Origin of the sequence: Kitasatospora albolonga (assembly GCF_039535905.1) — a bacterium.
Taxonomy (GTDB): domain Bacteria; phylum Actinomycetota; class Actinomycetes; order Streptomycetales; family Streptomycetaceae; genus Kitasatospora; species Kitasatospora albolonga.
This window is the reverse complement of sequence record NZ_BAAAYB010000065.1, coordinates 18,307-34,947: the sequence shown is the minus strand read 5'-3', so window position 1 is coordinate 34,947 and position 16,641 is coordinate 18,307. Positions and strand designations below refer to the sequence as shown.

Sequence of the window (16,641 nt, the reverse complement as noted above, 5' to 3'; positions counted from 1 at the left end):
CTGTGCTCACGGGTCGTACTCCTAGGGGTGGTTGACGGTCGGTCGGTGGATCAGAGGTGGATGCCGCACTCGGTCTTGCCCGAGCCGGCCCAGCGGCCGGCCCGGCCCTCCTCGCCCTCGCCCGGCTTGGCGGTGCAGGAGAGCGGCGAGCAGCCGATCGAGGTGTAGCCCTCCCACAGCAGCGGGTTGAGCAGTACCCCGTTGGCGGCGACGTAGGCGTCCACGTCGTCCTGGGTCCAGCGGGCGATCGGGGCGATCTTCACCTTGCGGCGCTTGGCGTCCCAGGCCACCACCGGGGTGTTGGCCCGGGACGGCGACTCGTCCCGGCGCAGGCCGGTGGCCCAGGCGTCGTACGCGGCCAGGCCGCGGTTGAGCGGCTCGACCTTGCGCAGCGCGCAGCAGAGGTCGTTGTCCCGGTCGTGCAGGTTCGGCCCGTACTGGGCGTCCTGCTCGGCCACGGTCTGCAGCGGCTTGAGGGTGATGACGTTGACCGGCATCACCGCGGCCACCGCGTCCCGGGTGCCCAGGGTCTCGGCGAAGTGGTAGCCGGTGTCCAGGAAGACCACGTCCACCCCGGGGAAGACCGAGGAGGCCAGGTGGGCCACCACGGCGTCCTCCATCGAGGAGGTGACGCAGAACCGCTTGCCGAAGGTCTCGGCGGCCCAGCGCAGGACCTCCTGCGCCGGGGCCTCCTCGAGGTCGACGGCGGCCTTGGCCGCTATCGCCTCGTAGTCGGTCACGCTACTCATGTGCCGTTCCCCCGTGGGTGGTTGACAGCAGGCCCAGGTATTTCAGCTGGAACGCCCGGCGGCAGGAGTGGCACTCCCAGGCGCCGTGGCCGGCCTCCGAGGGCCGCAGGTCCTCGTCGCCGCAGTACGGGCAGTGGAACGGGGCCGCGCGTTCGCTCACGACAGCTGCTCCTCACTGGCCCGGGCCGTCCACTGGGCGAAGCGCTCGCCCTCCTGACGGTCCTCCTGGTACCGGGTCAGGACCCGCTCCACGTAGTCCGGCAGGCCGTCCTTGGTGACCTTGAGGCCGCGGACCTTGCGGCCGAAGCCGGCCTCCAGGCCGAGCGCGCCGCCCAGGTGGACCTGGTAGCCCTCGACCTGCTCGCCGTTCTCGTCGGTCACCAGCTGGCCCTTGAGGCCGATGTCGGCGACCTGGATGCGGGCGCAGGCGTTCGGGCAGCCGTTGATGTTGATGGTCAGCGGCTCGGCGAACTCCGGGAGGCGGGCCTCCAGTTCGTCGATCAGGGTGCGGCCGCGCTCCTTGGTCTCGACGATCGCCAGCTTGCAGAACTCGATGCCGGTGCAGGCCATCGTGCCGCGGCGGAACGGCGAGGGGGTGACCCGCAGGTCCAGTGCCTCCAGGCCGGCCACCAGCGACTCGACCCGGTCCTCGGCGATGTCCAGGACCAGCATCTTCTGCTCGGCGGTGGTGCGCAGGCGGTCCGAGCCGTGCTCGGCGGCCAGCTCGGCGATCTGGCCGAGCAGCTTGCCGTTGACCCGGCCGACCCGCGGCGCGAAGCCGACGTAGAACTTGCCGTCCTTCTGGCGGTGCACGCCGACGTGGTCGCGCCAGGTGCCGCTGGGCTCCTTCGGCGCGGGGCCGTCCACCAGCCGGTACTTGAGGTACTCGTCCTCCAGCACCTGGCGGAACTTCGCCGGGCCCCAGTCGGCGACCAGGAACTTCAGCCGCGCGCGGTTGCGCAGGCGGCGGTAGCCGTAGTCGCGGAAGATGCCGATCACGCCGCCGTAGACGTCGGCCACCTCGTCCAGCGGGACCCAGGCGCCCAGGCGCACGCCCAGCTTGGGGTTGGTGGAGAGGCCGCCGCCGACCCAGAGGTCGAAGCCCGGACCGTGCTCGGGGTGCTCGACGCCGACGAAGGCGATGTCGTTGATCTCGTGCGCCACGTCCAGCAGCGGCGAGCCGGAGATCGCCGACTTGAACTTGCGCGGCAGGTTGGAGAAGTCCTTGTTGCCGATGAAGCGGCTCATGATCTCGTCGATGGCCGGGGTGCCGTCGATGATCTCGTCCTCGGCGATCCCGGCGACCGGGGAGCCCAGGATGACGCGCGGGGTGTCGCCGCAGGCCTCGGTGGTGGAGAGGCCGACCGCCTCCAGCGTCTGCCAGATCGCCGGGACGTCCTCGATCCGGATCCAGTGGTACTGGACGTTCTGGCGGTCGGTCAGGTCGGCGGTGCCGCGGCCGTACTTCTCCGAGACCTCGGCGATCGCCTTCAGCTGGGCCACCGTCAGGCGGCCGCCGTCGATCCGGACCCGGAGCATGAAGAACTCGGCGTCCAGCTCGTGCGGCTCCAGGATCGCGGTCTTGCCGCCGTCGATCCCCTCCTTGCGCTGGGTGTACAGACCCCACCAGCGCATCCGGCCGCGCAGGTCGGCCGGGTCGATGGACTCGAAGCCGCGCTGGGCGTAGATCGTCTCAATGCGCGTCCGCACGTTGAGACCGTCGTCGTCCTTCTTGAACTGCTCGTTGGCGTTGAGCGGGGTGCGGTGCCCGAGACCCCACTGGCCCTCGCCACGGTGGCGGGTCACCTTGCGGGCGGCCGCGGGGCGGCGCACGGGGGCGCCGGCGGCCTGGGGCTCGTCCGTTTCGGGGGTGCTGGCCATGGTGAAGTCCTTACGGCAGTGGCTCTGGGGGCGGCTGCGGGGCTTCCGGGCACGGACCTGCGACGACCTGCGGGTTCTCCGCGAGGTACGGGGGAGCAGTGACCTTGCCAGGGGCTCGCGCATCCGCAGCGGCGGGGACGGCGAAGAGGTTCGCGCCGGCGTGCGGTGGAAGGCGGCGGGGTGGGCTCAGGTCACCGGACAGATGGCGCTGGACACGCGAAGGAGATCGACGTGAAGTCGACCTACTAGGGTGGTTCCGGCGCTCGGCATGGCAAGAGATTCGCACGCCGCACGACCCCCGGTCCACCAACGTCCGGATGGTGGACTCGTGAGTTTCGCTTCCTGAGACGCCGCCCGCTCCGCCGCAGCCCGGGCGCCTGGTGAGACCCCGTCAGGTTGCACGTGGGTCAGCCGCCCCGGGACCGATAGGTTAGGGGCGTGCAAGCAGCAGGGGAAACCAGCAGGACGGGGGCCGAGCGCCCCTCCCGGCGCCGCCGTCGCGGACGGCGCCGCCGCGAGTCGACGTGGCGCACGACCGCCTGGACGCTGGTCAAGGACACCACCAACACGTGCGTCGAGTACCGGGTCACCGGACTCGCGGCGGAGGCGGCTTTCTTCACGCTGCTCTCCATCCCCCCGCTGCTGCTCTGCCTGGCCGGCACCCTGGGCTACCTGGACGACATCCTCGGCGCCGGCACCATCCAGAAGCTGGAGCAGGACATCCTCCAGGCCAGCGCCACCGTGCTGGCCCCCAGCTCGATCCAGCAGATCGTCCAGCCGCTGCTCGACAGCGTCTTCGACGAGGGCGGCCGGCCCGACCTGATCTCGATCGGCTTCCTGCTCTCGCTCTGGTCCGGATCGCGGGCGCTCTACATCTTCATCGACACCATCACCGTGATGTACGGCCTCGACGGCAAGCGCGGCATCGTGAAGACCCGGATGATGTCGCTCGGCCTCTACCTGGGCGCCCTGGTGATCGGCTCGCTGGTGCTGCCGCTGCTGCTGGCCGGGCCCGGGCTGGTGCGCAACGCGCTGCCGGACTCGGCCGGGGTGATCGACGCGCTCTACTGGCCGGTGGCGATCATGCTGCTGGTCGTCTTCCTCACCACCCTCTACCACGTGGCCGTGCCGGTCTCCACGCCCTGGCGGGAGGACATCCCCGGCGCCCTGGTGGCCCTGGTGGTGCTGGTGGTGTGCAGCGTGCTGCTCCGGCTCTACCTGGTCAGCTCGATCGAGGGCCGCTCGGTGTACGGGCAGCTGGCCGCGCCGGTCGCGGTACTGCTCTGGATCGGCGTGGTGGCCCTCGCCGTGCTGATCGGCGCCGCGATGAACGCCGCGCTGGACCGCCGCTGGCCCACCACCGAGACCGCCGACGCCCGCGCCGCCAACGAGCGCGCCAGCGAGGAGGCGGCCGCCGCCGTGGTCCGCGAGGCCACCGCCCGCCGGGCCGTGGAGCGAGCCCGGCTGGCCCGCGAGCTCGGCCTGGGCGAGGGCCACGAGGACGACCTGGACGAGGACGACGAGGGTGACCACCCGCCCTCCGAGTACCCCGAGCGCTGGGCGGACTTCCTGCCCCCGGGCAACCTGCGCGGCCGTCTCGGCAACGCCGGGGCGCACCGCCGCCGCCGTCCGCCGCCCCCGCCGGACAGCGACCGGCCGGGCGGCTCCTGGCACGTCTGACGGGCGGTGGAAAAAAGGGGTGCGCGGGCGTGCGGCGGTTCGCTATCGTCGCCCGGGCCGGGGGCGTACCGCCCCCTGTGAAAGCCGTTGAGTGAACAAGGAGGTGACGACCGTGCTGACTGTCGTCGTCGCGGACTCCGTCCGCACCCAGAAGGTCCTCGTTCTCACCTCCGTGGTCTCCGGCTGACACTCCTTCACCACCCGCGCCGCGCGCGGGACGCCGGGGCCACCCCCTCGAAGGGTCACCCCGAAGTTGAACACCTCCACCACCTCTGACCGCTCGCTGTCCGGCTACGGCTGGAATGACGAGTGGGCCTCCAAGTTCTCCCTCTTCGCCGGCACGGACCTGCGTCCGGGCCGGGTCACCCGGGTCGACCGGGGTCTGTGCGACGTCTTCCTCGACGACGACGGCTCCGGTGCGCCCGGCACCGTCCGGGCCGACCTGCGCCCGGTGCGGATCTCCGATCCGGCCGAGTGGGTCTGCACCGGCGACTGGGTCGGCGTCGACCTGACGACCGCTCCGCTGCCGAGCGTGGCGAGCGTCCTGCCCAGGACCACCGCCATCATCCGCAGCACCGCGGGCAAGCGCTCCGAGGGTCAGGTGCTCGCGGCCAACGTGGACACCGTCATGATCGCCGTCTCGCTGGCCGCCGACCCGGACCTCGGGCGGATCGAGCGCTTCGTGGCGCTCGCCTGGGAGTCCGGCGCCGAGCCGCTGGTCGTGCTGACCAAGAGCGACCTGGTCGGCGACGCCGACTTCGTCCGGGACGACGTCGAGGGCGTGGCCCCCGGCGTCACGGTGCTCGCGGTGAGCGCCGAGACCGGCGAGGGCATCGACGTGCTCCGGGCGTGCCTGGGCACCACCAGCGCGCTGATCGGCCAGTCCGGCGCGGGCAAGTCCACCCTCACCAACGCGCTCTCCTCCTCCGAGGCGATGGTCGTCCAGGCCACCCGTTCGGTGGACGAGAAGGGCCGTCACACCACCACCACCCGCGAGATGATCCCGCTGCCCGGCGGCGGCGTGGTCATCGACACCCCGGGCCTGCGCGGCGCCGGCCTGTTCGGCGGCGAGGGCCTCGCGACGGCCTTCGCCGAGATCGAGGAGCTGGCCGCCGACTGCCGCTTCCACGACTGCCGCCACGCCGGGGAGCCGGGCTGTGCCGTGCAGGCCGCGCTGGAGGAGGGCACCCTCCCGGTGCGCCGCTGGGAGAGCTACCAGAAGCTCCAGAAGGAGAACGACTGGATCGCCTCCCGGACGGACGCCCGGCTGGCGGCCGAGCGTCTGAAGAAGTGGAAGACCATCACCAAGTCGGTCCGGGCCGGCGGCTCGCCGAAGAAGTAGCGCGAGCGAGGGCCGCGACCCGGAGCGGGTCGCGGCCCTCGGCCGTCTCACGGTGGCGGTCCGCCGTCTCACGCCTCGGGCAGCCGCCCGGTCCGGATCACCTCGGCGTACCAGCGCGCGCTGTCCTTGGGCGTGCGGCGCTGGCTGGCGAAGTCCACGTGCACCATGCCGAAGCGCTTGCCGTACCCGAAGGACCACTCGAAGTTGTCCAGCAGCGACCAGAGGAAGTACCCGCCCACCGGCACCCCGTCCGCCGCCGCCCGCCGGACCGCGTCCAGGTGCCCGTGCAGGTACGCCACCCGCTCCGGGTCGTGCACCGCGCCGCTCGGGTCGCTGTAGTCGTCGTAGGCGGCGCCGTTCTCGGTGACCAGCAGCGGCAGGCCGGGCAGTTCGTCCCGCAGGCGGGTGAGCAGCTCGTAGAGGCCGTCCGCGTCCACCGGCCAGCCCATCGCGGTGCGGCTGCCCTCGGCGGGCAGGAAGCGCACGCCCTCGTCGGCGGGCCAGGGGGAGATCTCCCCGGCGTGGCCGTCCTGGCGGGCGGCGGGTGCCGACGGGTCGTCGGCGCCGACCACGGTGGGCGTGTAGTAGTTGATGCCGAGCGAGTCGACCGGGCGGGAGATCTCCGCCAGGTCGCCGTCGTGGACGAAGCCCCAGTCGGTGACGTGCGCGGTGTCGGCCAGCACGTCGGCGGGGTAGCTGCCCTTGAACACCGGGTCCAGGAAGATCCGGTTGGCCAGGCCGTCGATCCGGCGGGCCGCGTCCAGGTCGGCGGGGGACTGGCCGGCGGGGCGGACGGCGGCCAGGTTGAGGGTGAGGGAGACCTGTGCGGAGTCCGGAAGCTCGGCGCGCAGCGCGGCCGTGCCCAGGCCGTGGGCCAGCAGCAGGTGGTGATGGGCCGTCAGCGCCTCCACCGGGCTGGTCCGGCCGGGGGCGTGCACCCCGGAGCCGTAGCCGAGGAAGGCGGAGCACCAGGGCTCGTTGAGCGTGGTCCAGGTCGGGATGCGGTCGCCCAGGCGGCGGGCCGCGACGGTGGCGTACTCGGCGAAGCGGTACGCCGTGTCGCGGTTCAGCCAGCCGCCCGCGTCCTCCAGCTGCTGCGGCAGGTCCCAGTGGTAGAGCGTGACCACGGGCGTGATGCCCTTGCCCAGCAGCTCGTCCACCAGACGGTCGTAGAAGTCCAGCCCGGTCTCGTTGGCCGGGCCGGTGCCGCCCGGCCGCACGCGCGGCCAGGAGAGCGAGAACCGGTAGGCGCCCAGGCCGAGTTCGGCCATCAGCGCGACGTCCTCGCGGTAGCGGTGGTAGTGGTCGCAGGCGATGTCGCCGGTGTCGCCGTTGCGCACCTTGCCGGGGGTGCGGCTGAAGGTGTCCCAGATGGACGGGGAGCGGCCGCCCTCGGCGGCGGCGCCCTCGATCTGGTACGCGGCGGTGGCCGCACCCCAGACGAAGCCGGTGGGGAAGTCGGTGGGACGGTCGGAGCGGACGGGGGCCGGTAGGGCTGCTACGGACATGTCGCCTTCCATGGGTGACTACGGTAGAGGGCTCAGCCCTTGACGGCGCCCTGCATGATGCCGCCGACTATCTGACGGCCCAACAGGGCGAAGACCAGGAGCACGGGGAGGGTGCCGATCAGGGTGCCGGCCATGACGATCGACTGGTCCGGCACGTAGCCCTGGCCGAGCGACTTCAGGGCGACCTGCACGGTCGGGTTCTGCGAACTCAGTGCGACCACCGGCCAGAAGAAGTCGTTCCAGGTGGCCATGAAGGTGAGCATGGCGAGCACCGCCATGCCGGGGCGGGCCACCGGCAGCACGATCGAGCGGAAGATCCGCAGGGACGAGGCGCCGTCCATCCGGCCGGCCTCGATCAGCTCGTCCGGCAGCGCCTGGAGCAGGAACTGGCGCATGAAGAAGACGCCGAAGGCGGAGACCAGCGAGGGCAGGATCACCGAGGGCAGCTTGTTCTGCAGGTCCAGCTTCACGATCACCATGAAGAGCGGGATCACCCCGAGCTGCGGCGGGATCATCATCGTGCCCACCGTGATCGCCAGCAGCAACCCCCGCCCCCGGAACCGGAGTTTGGCGAAGGCGAAGCCGGCCAGGGTGGAGGAGAGCACCACCCCGACGGTGACCGCGGCGGAGACCACCAGTGAGTTGAGCAGCGCGGTGCCGATCGCGGCCTGCTCCAGCGCCTCACCGATGTTGTGGAACAGGTTGGGGCCGGGGGTGAGCGCCGGAGTCGCCGAGCTGAGCTCGGAGTTGGAGCGGCTGGCGGCCACCAGGGTCCAGTAGAAGGGGAAGACGAAGAGCAGGGTGGCGAAGGCCAGCACCGCGTAGGCCAGCGGTCCGCCCTGCAGCGGCGAGCGCCGCCCCGCCGCCCGGCTGCTGCCGCGCTTGAGCACAAGGGTCGTGGAAGCCATGGCAGTTCACCCGTCCGTACGGTTGCGCCGGGCGGCGACGGCCGCGTTGGTCAGGGCCAGCACCACGATCAGCAGGAACATCACCCAGGCCACGGCGGCGGCCCGGCCGAGGTGGAAGAAGGTCCAGCCCTGCTCGTAGAGGTAGAGGCCGAGGGTCTGGTACTGGTGCGAGATGCCGCCGCCGGAGTTGCCCTCGTAGAGCAGCGGCTCGCCGAACAGCTGGGTGGCGCCGATGGTGGAGACCACCACGGTGAAGACGATGGTCGGCCGCAGACCGGGCACGGTGATGTGCCGGAACTGCTGCCAGCGGGAGGCGCCGTCCACCGCCGCGGACTCGTAGAGCTCGTTCGGGATGGACTGCATCCCGGCCAGGTAGATCAGCGCGTTGTAGCCCGTCCAGCGCCAGGTGACGATCGCCGAGACGCCGAACTGCGAGGCCCAGGTGGACGCCTGCCAGTCCACCGGGCTCAACCCGACGGACTGCAGCGCCCAGTTGATCAGCCCGTAGTCGCGCCCGAAGAGCTGGGCGAAGACCAGCGTGGCGGCGGCCACCGAGGTGGCGTAGGGCATCAGCATCGCGACCCGGAAGAACGTCCGGCCCCGCAGCCGGTAGTTGAGCAGGTGGGCCAGGCCGAGCGCCATCAGCAGCTGCGGGACGGTGGAGAGCACGCCGATGGTGAAGGTGTTGCCGAGGGCGTTCCAGAAGTACGGGTCCTCGAACAGCCGGGTGTAGTTCTGGAGTCCCAGCCAGTCCATCTGCTCGGAGGTCTGCAGCTCGACCCGGTGCAGCGAGACGTACGCGGTGTACAGCAGCGGGAACAGGCCGAAGGCCGCGAACAGGACGAAGAACGGGGCGAGGAAGCCGTACGGGGCCAGCCGCCCGGCGAGCCGGCCCGGGCGCGGGGCGGGCCTGGTCGTGGGGCGGGGGGCGGTGAGCGTGGCCATGGGGGTCCTTTCCCGGGGCGGGGCCGCAGAGCGGAGCGGCCCCGCCCCGGGGGAGTCGGGCGTCGGAGGGGCCGTCAGTTGCCGGAGGCCTTCTTGACGTTGTCCAGCGCGTGCTGCCAGGCGGTGCCCGGGGCGGTGCCGGTGCGCTCGACCTCGCCGAGGGCGTCGGTGAACGCCTTGGTGACCACGCCGTCCTGGGTGCCGAGCACCTGGGCGGGCATGTTGACGGCCGACTCGCTGAAGATCTCGCCGATCGGGGCGTCGTTGAAGTACGGGTCCTTGACCGACTTGATCTCGGCCTGCGCGGCGGTGGAGGACGGGAAGGAACCCTGCTTGGCGAAGAGCGTGGCCTGCTGCTCCTTGGCGTTCAGCCACTTGACCAGCTCGGCCGCCTCCTTGGGGTGCTTGGCGGTCTTCGGGATCGCCAGGTAGGCGCCGCCCCAGTTGCCGGTCTTGCCCGGGCCGGGCGCGATGTCCCACTTGCCGGAGAAGGAGGTGCCGGCCTGGCCCTTGATGTAGCCGATCATCCAGGCCGGGCAGCTGAGGGTGGCGAACTTGCCGGTGGAGAAGGCCTTGTTCCACTCCGGGGTCCACTGCGGGAGCTTGGCCGAGAGGCCGTCGGCGACCAGCTTGGTGGCGTCCGCCCAGGCGGTCTGCACGGCCGGGTTGGTGTCGTGCACCGGCTTGCCGGCCTCGTCGGAGTAGCGCACCTTCTGCTGGCCGACCTCGGCGGTGAACATCCCGGCGGCGCTGTCGGTCCAGCCGTTGCCCGGCTTGGCCTTGGCCACGTACTCCTTGCCGAGCTCCAGGTAGCCCGCCCAGGTCGACCACTTGGCGGCCAGTTCGGTGCGGTCGGTCGGCAGACCGGCCTCCTTGAACAGGTCGGTGCGGAAGCAGATCGCCTCCGGGCCGATGTCGGTGCCCGCGGCCAGCACCTTGCCGTCGGCGGTCTTCACGGCGGCGGCCTTCCAGGGCACCAGGCCGTCGTTCACCTCGGCGGCGCCCAGCGAGCGCAGGTCCTGGAACTTGTCGGCCTGCTTCTGCATCACGCTGGCGATCCGGCCGACCTCCAGGCCCTGCACGTCGGCCAGACCGCCGCCGCCGGCCAGCTTGGTCTGCAGCGCCTGCCAGTACTGGGCCTCGTCCTGGGTGTCGGTCTGCTTCACGGTGACGTTCGGGTGCAGCTTCATGTACTCGTCGTAGAGGCCGGCCTCCTTGAACCCGAAGGTGCCGAACAGGTCGACGGTGAGCGTGACCTTGCCGTCGCCGCCGCCATCGGCCGAGCCGGTGGAACCGGAACCACAGGCGGTCAGCAGCAGGGCGGCGGCAAGGGCGGCGCTGCCGAGGGTGGCGGCTCTGAACGGGCGCATGGGGGTGCCTCCTGATCGAGTTCTGAGAGCGCTCTCAAGCGCTGGAAGGAGCGTGCCGGGCGGCGTCCCGGCCGTCAAGTGGTCGAAACCTGAACGTGATCTGGGGAGTTCGGGGAGTCCTGGTTTCACAGTCCGAAGTCAGGAAGGTTTCGTCCGGCCCGTTGACACCCTTCCGGGGCCGCCCCTACGGTCCGGGGCTGAGAGCGCTCTCACCTTCCCCCACTTCCAGTTGAGGTGACTCATCGTGAAGCCACCGCGGCGCCCCGCCGCCGTCCTGACCGCCCTGGCCCTCGCCGCCGCCGCGCTCACCGCGACCGTCGGCGCGCCCAGCGCCTCCGCAGCCACCGTCAAGGTCGGCCTCGGCGGGTACACCGACACCCGCCCGGCCGGCACCGTCGGCCCCAGCAACTCCGCCGGCGCCCCGGTGGCGCCCAAGGTCACCGCCCGGATGGCCGGCAAGGCCGTGCCCACCAACGACTGGTGGTCCTCGCTGGTCTTCCAGCGCTACGCGGGCAACCCGTACTCCGAGAACATGTACGCCCACCCGTTCACCTTCAAGGCCGTCAACTCCGGTCTGGAGGTGGGCTACCCGACCTCGCCCACCGTCACCTCCGACGGCCGCCAGTACGACTTCACCCACACCAAGGACCTCACCCTCGGGGTGGCCGGGCTCAACTCGCCCGACACCAAGGTGGACGGCTGGACCGACTGGACCGTCACCCCCGCCTGGGCCGACGCGGGGCACAGCTTCACCGCCACCATCGGCCACGGCCTGCCCTACGTCTACGCCCGGGCCACCGGCGGCGCCGCCCAGATCACCGCGGCCGGCACCCCGACGGTCTTCGCCAGCCAGGGCAACGTCCTCGGCATCACCGTCGGCGGCCACCACTACGGCCTGTTCGCCCCCACCGGCACCAGCTGGAACGTCAACGGCTCCACCCTGTCGGCCGCGCTCGGCGCCAAGGACTACTACTCCGTCGCCGTCCTGCCCTCGCCCGGTGACCTGGCGCTCTACCGCACCTACGCGTACAGCTTCGTCACCGACACCAAGGTCTCCTGGGCCTACGACAACGGCTCGCTGACCACGAACTACACCGCCACCACCACCCCGGTCGAGGGCAGCCAGAGCGGCACCCTGCTGGCCCTGTACCGGCACCAGTGGCTGGCCACCTCCGACCAGCTCACCGCACTGAGCTACACCTCCCCGCGCGGCCAGATGAAGGTGCGTCAGGGCAGCGGCTTCTCCACCGTGATGAAGGCCGACGCCATCCTGCCCTCGCTGCCGGACGTCGGCGGCGCCGACCGCGCCACGCTCGGCGCGCTGGTCCGCGAGGCGGCCGACGCGGCCGATCCGTTCAGCGGAGCCACGGACACCTACTGGACCGGCAAGGCCCTCGGCCGCCTGGCCCAACTGGTGCCGATCGCCGATCAGTTGGGCGACACCGCGACCAGGGACAAGCTGCTCGGCCTGATCAAGGGCAAGCTGCAGCAGTGGTTCGCCGGCACCGGCTCCACCGTCTTCGCCTACGACGACCAGTGGAAGACCCTGATCGGCTACCCGGCCTCCTACGGCACCGACGGCGAGCTCAACGACCACCACTTCCACTACGGCTACTACATCCAGGCCGCCGCCACCGTGGCGCGCTACGACGCGGCCTGGGCCGCGGACTCGGCCTGGGGCGGCATGGTCAAGCTGCTCGCCAAGGACGCCGCCAACGCCGACCGCGCCGACACCCGCTTCCCCTGGCTGCGCAGCTTCGACCCGTACGCGGGCATGGGCTGGGCCTCCGGCCACGCCGGCTTCGCGGCGGGCAACAACGAGGAGTCCTCCTCCGAATCGCTCAACTTCAGCGCCGGGCTGATCCTCTACGGCTCCGCCACCGGTGACACCGCGCTGCGCGACCTCGGCCTCTACCTCTACACCACCGAGTCGCGGGCCGTGGAGCAGTACTGGTTCAACGCCGACCAGGCCGTCTTCCCGTCCTCCTTCGGCCACCAGACCGTCGGCATGGTGTGGGGCAGCGGCGCCGCCTACTCCACCTGGTGGACCGCCAGCCCGGGCATGATCCACGGCATCAACTACCTGCCCATCACCGGTGGTTCGCTCTACCTGGCGCGACGTCAGGACGACCTGCTGGCCAACCTCGCGGAGCACAAGGCCAACAACGGTGGCGTGCTGACCGACTGGCGGGACCTGGCCTGGGAGTTCCAGGCGCTCGCCGACCCGGCCGGGGCCAAGGCCAACTGGCAGGCGGGCAAGGACTCCTACACACCGGAGGAGGGCGAGTCCAAGGCCCACGTCCAGCACTGGATCGGCAACCTGGCGGTGCTCGGCACCCTCGACCCGGCGGTCACCGCCGACCTGCCGACGGCGGCCGTCTTCGTCAGCGGCTCCACCCGGACCCACGTCGCGCACAACTTCTCGACGACGGCGCGGACGGTCCGCTTCTCGGACGGCGCGGTGCTGAACGTGCCGGCCCGGTCCACCGCCAGCGAGCGCGGCAGCTTCCAGGACGGCGGCACGGGCGGGGTCACGCCCTCGCCTTCGCCTTCGCCGACGCCGACGCCGACGCCGACGCCGACGCCCACGCCGACCCCGTCCCCCTCGCCGTCGCCCTCCCCCTCGCCCACCTCGTCCCCGTCGGTGCCGCCGGTCGGCGGGAACACCTTCTACCTCCAGCCCGGCGGCAAGCTGACCACCGGGTACGGGGCCGGGGCCTCCTCCGACACCGTCGCCTCGGCGGGCGGCACCAACCACGACGGCACGCCGTACCAGCCGACCGTCTACGAGGTGCGCAACGTCAACGCGAGCCTGCGGGCGGGCGCCGCGACGGAGTTCGACCTCTACCTGGACGCCGGCCCGGCCGTGGGCCTCGGCCAGCAGCTGCGGGTCTCCTACGACCTGACCGGTGACGGGAGCTTCGACCGGACCGAGACCTACCGGTACTTCGCCACCGACCCGGTCACCGGCTGGGAGCGCTACTCGGCCACCGCCGGGCTGGCCGCCTCCACCGGCGCGCTCGGCAACCTGAGCAACGGCACCGTCCGGATCGAGGTCTGGTCCGCGATCGGCAACGCCCCGGCCTCGCTGCGGGTGGGTGCCACCCAGGCCCAGGGCAGTGCTTCGGTGGTCCGCCTGCCGTTCAACTGACGGGACGGCAGGTCACCGGCGTACGGGCTCCCGTGGTGGATGGTGACCACCACGGGAGCCCGTGCGGCGCCCGGGGAAGGGTCGTATGACTGTCCTATCATCGGCCGGTGACTCTCGATGCGGCCTTGGCCGATTTCATCGCCCGGGGCGGGCCCGAGGAGCTGGTTCCCCAGGTGCTCGGCGCCGTCATCGACCAGGGGCTCTACGTCCCGGTGCGGGAGGACGGCGGTGTCCTGCTGGTCCAGCGGTCCGGTGACGGTGTGCCCGCGCTGCCCGGCTTCACCGCGGAGCCCGACTGCGCCGCCCACCTCCCGCACGCCGCCGGCACCGTCTACTGCGACGCGCTCCGGCTGCTGGAGCTGATCCGCGAGCACGGTGCGGCCCGCCTGGTGCTCTTCGGTCCCGACGGGGCGACCGTGCTGCTCCCGGTGGAGGCGCTGTTCGAGGCGATGGCCGGACGCGGTGTCAGGGGAGCGGGGCAGCGGCTCCGGCTGACCTGGTCCACCCACCCCCTCGCCGTGGCGCTGCGGGACGCGGCGGCCGCCCGGGTGCGCGACTTCCCGGAGATCCACTGCGTCTGGGTCTCGCACGCCCGCTGGCTCGACACCGGCTCCGAGCACCTGCTGGTGCACCTGGCGGTGGACGCCGACCCGCCCGGCAACACCGGCCACCCCTTGATGCAGGCACTGCTCACCGAGGAGCTGGTGATCGGCGACGGCGACCCGATGGTCTCCGCGCTGGCCCTCAACCGCACCACCCACGCGGACCAGATCGCCGAGCTGGAGCGGATGGGCCTGGACACCGTCCGGGTGGACCACGCCACCGGCCGGGTCGAGGTGGTCTCGCGCGCGTACGACACCGCACCGCCGCCGACGCCTCCGGAGGACCGGCCGCCGAAGCGGTGGTGGCGGCGGGGGCGGGAGTAGGCTGCGGACGTCCGGTTCGGGCTGATGCACGGTCAGGAGACCTTCATGCCGCAGGAGTTCGCGGAGCTGTCCGCCCTGGAGCTTTCCACCCCCGAGCTGGCCGACGCCGCCGTGCGGCTCGGCCTGGCGGTGCGGGTGGCACCGCCCGGGATCGCGGCGGTGACCCCCGGGCAGCGGGTGCTGGGGCGGGCGCTTCCGGTGCGGCACTACGGGAGCGTGGACGTCTTCCTGGAGGCGTACGGCACGGCCGGCCCGGGCCAGGTGCTGGTGATCGACAACGGCGGCCGGGCGGACGAGGCCTGCGCGGGCGACCTCGCGGTGCTGGAGGCCGCCGCGGCCGGGATCGCGGGCGTGGTGATCTGGGGCCTGCACCGGGACACCCCGCAGCTGGAGGAGATCGGCCTGCCGGTGTTCAGCTACGGCAGCAACCCGCTCGGCCCGCTCCGGGTGGACCCGCGCGAACCCGAGGCCCTCGCCTCCGCCCGCTTCGGCCCCCACCTGGTCACGGCGGAGGACCTGGTGGTCGCCGACCGGGACGGCGTGCTCTTCCTCCCCGCCTCCCACGCCCGGGAGTTGGCCGAGACCGCCGCCGCGATCCACGCCACCGAGCGGGCCCAGGCCGACCGCATCCGGGCCGGTGACACGCTGCGCCGCCAGACCTCCTTCGAGGACTACCTGACCCGCCGCGCCGCCGATCCCGCGTACACCTTCCGCGAGCACCTGCGCCTGGTCGGCGGCGCGATCGAGGTCTGACGGTCCGTTGCCTTCGGCGTGCGGCCCGTCGGCCTCAGCCGTGCGGGACGTCGGCCCAGACCGTCTTGCCGGGCGGGGTGGGGCGGTGGCCCCAGGCGCGGCTGAGGTGGCGGACGACCAGCAGGCCGTGGCCGCCGGGGCGCTGGGCCGGGGTGTGCGGGCTGCCGTCCGTCACCTCGACCCGGACGGCGGCCGGGCCCGGGTCGGCGCGGTCGAGTTCGGTCAGCACCAGGCGGTGCGGGCCGCCGCCGTGCAGGACCGCGTTGGCGACCAACTCGCTCGCCACCAGGGCGACGTCGCCGCGCCCGGCCCGCTGGACCAGCCAGTCGGCCAGGGTCGCCAGGACCACGTGCCGGGCTGCCGTGACCGGGGCGGGCAGCCCCGCCAGGTCGATCCGTCGCACCCGCGCCGACGGCGGGGGTGCGGTCCGTGATGCCGTCACCGGTCGCCTCCCTGTTCTCGTCCGGCTGCGTACGGTGGGTCAGGACGGGTCCGCGACCAGGGCGGCGCGCAGTTCGCCGAGGACCCGGGCGAGCAGCCGCGAGACGTGCATCTGCGAGACGCCGAGCCGCTCGCCGATCTGGGACTGGGTGAGCTCCTCGCTGAAGCGCATCGCGAGCAGCAGGCGGTCCCGCTCCGGGAGTGCGGCGATGGTGGGCTTCAACGCCTGGACGGCGTCGACCCGTTCGAAGCGTGGGTCCTCCGCGCCGAGCAGTGCCTCCAGCGAGGGGCCCTCCCCGGCGTCGGCGTCGTCCAGCCGGGCCTCCAGCGAGTTGGCCGTCCGGGCCTCGGCCGCGCCGATGCCCTCCAGCACCTCCTCCTCGGAGAGGCCGAGGTGCTCGGCGAGTTCGGGCACGGTGGGGCTGCGGTCCAGCCGCTGCTCCAGTTCGTCGCTGCCCCGGACCACGGCCAGCCGGGCCTCCTGGAGGCGCCGCGGGACGTGCACCGCCCAGGTGCTGTCCCGGAAGAAGCGCTTGACCTCGCCCACGATGGTCGGGACGGCGAAGGTGGTGAACTCCAGCCCGCGCTCGGGCTCGAAGCGGTCGATCGCCTTGATCAGGCCGACCGTCCCGGCCTGCACGATGTCCTCCAGCGGCTCCCGGCTGCCGGAGAAGCGCCGGACCGCGAAGCGCACCAGCGAGACGTTCAGCTCGATCAGCGTGGCGCGCACGTAGGAGTACTCGGGCGTGCCCTCCTCCAGTTCGCGCAGCCGGGCGAAGAGCACGCGGGACAGTTGACGGGCGTCCGGTGCGGCCACCTCGCGGGGGCGGTCCAGTGCGGGCCCGTCCTGCAGCTCGGGCAGCCCGGACAGGGCGCTCCGGCGCAGCCCCGACGGGGCGGGCGGGACGGGGGCGGTGTCCGCCAGGGCGGTGGTGATGATCGCCATGTCGTTCCTCTCCTCGGGCTTCCGCGTCGAGACCGCGGTTA

15 protein-coding genes are annotated in these 16,641 nt (G+C 72.3%); 5 read left to right on the top strand and 10 right to left on the bottom strand.

Annotated features, from left to right (window positions below; translation table 11 throughout):
- Window positions 1-50: 50 nt before the first annotated feature.
- From ABD946_RS16250 to ABD946_RS42730, 4 genes are all read right to left on the bottom strand, one after another.
- Window positions 51-749 (bottom strand): phosphoadenylyl-sulfate reductase, encoded by a 699-nt coding sequence (locus tag ABD946_RS16250; RefSeq protein WP_345284171.1) that lies wholly within the window; start codon window positions 747-749, stop codon window positions 51-53.
- Entirely contained in the window at window positions 742-909 is a 168-nt protein-coding gene (locus ABD946_RS16245) for a hypothetical protein (RefSeq protein ID WP_345284169.1), read from the bottom strand. Before ABD946_RS16245 ends, ABD946_RS16250 begins: the two co-directional genes overlap by 8 nt.
- Window positions 906-2,630: a nitrite/sulfite reductase gene (locus tag ABD946_RS16240; protein WP_345284167.1), complete on the bottom strand. Its 1,725-nt coding sequence runs from the start codon at window positions 2,628-2,630 to the stop codon at window positions 906-908. Before ABD946_RS16240 ends, ABD946_RS16245 begins: the two co-directional genes overlap by 4 nt.
- Window positions 2,631-2,816: 186 nt before the next feature.
- Entirely contained in the window at window positions 2,817-2,900 is an 84-nt protein-coding gene (locus ABD946_RS42730) for a putative leader peptide (protein WP_310593185.1), read from the bottom strand.
- 168 nt (window positions 2,901-3,068) lie between these two features.
- Between ABD946_RS42730 and ABD946_RS16235 the strand changes: the two genes are divergently transcribed.
- Together ABD946_RS16235 and rsgA are read left to right on the top strand one after the other, a co-directional pair.
- Window positions 3,069-4,310, top strand: a complete 1,242-nt coding sequence (locus ABD946_RS16235; protein WP_345284166.1) for a YihY/virulence factor BrkB family protein — start codon at window positions 3,069-3,071, stop codon at window positions 4,308-4,310.
- A 253-nt stretch (window positions 4,311-4,563) separates the two neighbouring features.
- Window positions 4,564-5,652: a ribosome small subunit-dependent GTPase A gene (rsgA, locus tag ABD946_RS16230; protein WP_345284165.1), complete on the top strand. Its 1,089-nt coding sequence runs from the start codon at window positions 4,564-4,566 to the stop codon at window positions 5,650-5,652.
- A 68-nt stretch (window positions 5,653-5,720) separates the two neighbouring features.
- Here the strand turns inward: rsgA and ABD946_RS16225 are convergent, their stop codons facing one another.
- The 4 genes from ABD946_RS16225 to ABD946_RS16210 all read right to left on the bottom strand — a co-directional run bounded on the left by ABD946_RS16225 (window position 5,721) and on the right by ABD946_RS16210 (window position 10,383).
- A complete protein-coding gene (locus ABD946_RS16225) occupies window positions 5,721-7,160 on the bottom strand; it encodes a GH1 family beta-glucosidase (protein WP_345284164.1) in 1,440 nt (479 codons plus the stop codon).
- Between the two features lie 32 nt (window positions 7,161-7,192).
- A complete protein-coding gene (locus ABD946_RS16220; protein WP_345284162.1) occupies window positions 7,193-8,068 on the bottom strand; it encodes a carbohydrate ABC transporter permease in 876 nt (291 codons plus the stop codon).
- 6 nt (window positions 8,069-8,074) lie between these two features.
- Window positions 8,075-9,013, bottom strand: a complete 939-nt coding sequence (locus tag ABD946_RS16215; RefSeq protein ID WP_345284160.1) for a carbohydrate ABC transporter permease — start codon at window positions 9,011-9,013, stop codon at window positions 8,075-8,077.
- A 74-nt stretch (window positions 9,014-9,087) separates the two neighbouring features.
- Complete coding sequence (locus ABD946_RS16210; protein ID WP_345284158.1) at window positions 9,088-10,383, bottom strand: ABC transporter substrate-binding protein; 1,296 nt, start codon at window positions 10,381-10,383, stop codon at window positions 9,088-9,090.
- Window positions 10,384-10,624: 241 nt separating this feature from the next.
- Here ABD946_RS16210 and ABD946_RS16205 point away from each other — a divergent pair, with 241 nt between their 5' ends.
- The 3 genes from ABD946_RS16205 (at window position 10,625) to ABD946_RS16195 (ending at window position 15,213) form a co-directional block, all read left to right on the top strand.
- The gene (locus ABD946_RS16205; protein WP_380148945.1) at window positions 10,625-13,534 is read left to right on the top strand and encodes a glycosyl hydrolase; all 2,910 of its coding nucleotides are present in this window, start codon (window positions 10,625-10,627) and stop codon (window positions 13,532-13,534) included.
- Between the two features lie 107 nt (window positions 13,535-13,641).
- The gene (locus ABD946_RS16200; protein WP_345284154.1) at window positions 13,642-14,460 is read left to right on the top strand and encodes a hypothetical protein; all 819 of its coding nucleotides are present in this window, start codon (window positions 13,642-13,644) and stop codon (window positions 14,458-14,460) included.
- 24 nt (window positions 14,461-14,484) lie between these two features.
- Window positions 14,485-15,213 carry an RraA family protein gene (locus ABD946_RS16195; protein WP_345284152.1) on the top strand — a complete coding sequence of 243 codons (729 nt, stop codon included), beginning with the start codon at window positions 14,485-14,487 and terminating at the stop codon, window positions 15,211-15,213.
- A 34-nt stretch (window positions 15,214-15,247) separates the two neighbouring features.
- On the opposite strand, the gene ABD946_RS16190 is transcribed toward ABD946_RS16195, so the two are convergent.
- Both ABD946_RS16190 and ABD946_RS16185 read right to left on the bottom strand, forming a co-directional pair.
- Window positions 15,248-15,655: an ATP-binding protein gene (locus ABD946_RS16190; RefSeq protein WP_345284150.1), complete on the bottom strand. Its 408-nt coding sequence runs from the start codon at window positions 15,653-15,655 to the stop codon at window positions 15,248-15,250.
- A 39-nt stretch (window positions 15,656-15,694) separates the two neighbouring features.
- Window positions 15,695-16,600 carry a SigB/SigF/SigG family RNA polymerase sigma factor gene (locus ABD946_RS16185; RefSeq protein ID WP_345284148.1) on the bottom strand — a complete coding sequence of 302 codons (906 nt, stop codon included), beginning with the start codon at window positions 16,598-16,600 and terminating at the stop codon, window positions 15,695-15,697.
- Between the last annotated feature and the right edge of the window lie 41 nt (window positions 16,601-16,641).

Coding starts and splice junctions, on each gene's coding strand:
- ABD946_RS16250 (WP_345284171.1), bottom strand. CDS start 749: ATGAGTAGCGTGACCGACTACGAGGCGATAGCGGCCAAGGCCGCCGTC.
- ABD946_RS16225 (WP_345284164.1), bottom strand. CDS start 7,160: ATGTCCGTAGCAGCCCTACCGGCCCCCGTCCGCTCCGACCGTCCCACC.
- ABD946_RS16195 (WP_345284152.1), top strand. CDS start 14,485: ATGCACGGTCAGGAGACCTTCATGCCGCAGGAGTTCGCGGAGCTGTCC.
- ABD946_RS16215 (WP_345284160.1), bottom strand. CDS start 9,013: ATGGCCACGCTCACCGCCCCCCGCCCCACGACCAGGCCCGCCCCGCGC.
- ABD946_RS16185 (WP_345284148.1), bottom strand. CDS start 16,600: ATGGCGATCATCACCACCGCCCTGGCGGACACCGCCCCCGTCCCGCCC.
- ABD946_RS16240 (WP_345284167.1), bottom strand. CDS start 2,630: ATGGCCAGCACCCCCGAAACGGACGAGCCCCAGGCCGCCGGCGCCCCC.
- ABD946_RS16220 (WP_345284162.1), bottom strand. CDS start 8,068: ATGGCTTCCACGACCCTTGTGCTCAAGCGCGGCAGCAGCCGGGCGGCG.
- ABD946_RS16210 (WP_345284158.1), bottom strand. CDS start 10,383: ATGCGCCCGTTCAGAGCCGCCACCCTCGGCAGCGCCGCCCTTGCCGCC.
- ABD946_RS42730 (WP_310593185.1), bottom strand. CDS start 2,900: ATGCCGAGCGCCGGAACCACCCTAGTAGGTCGACTTCACGTCGATCTC.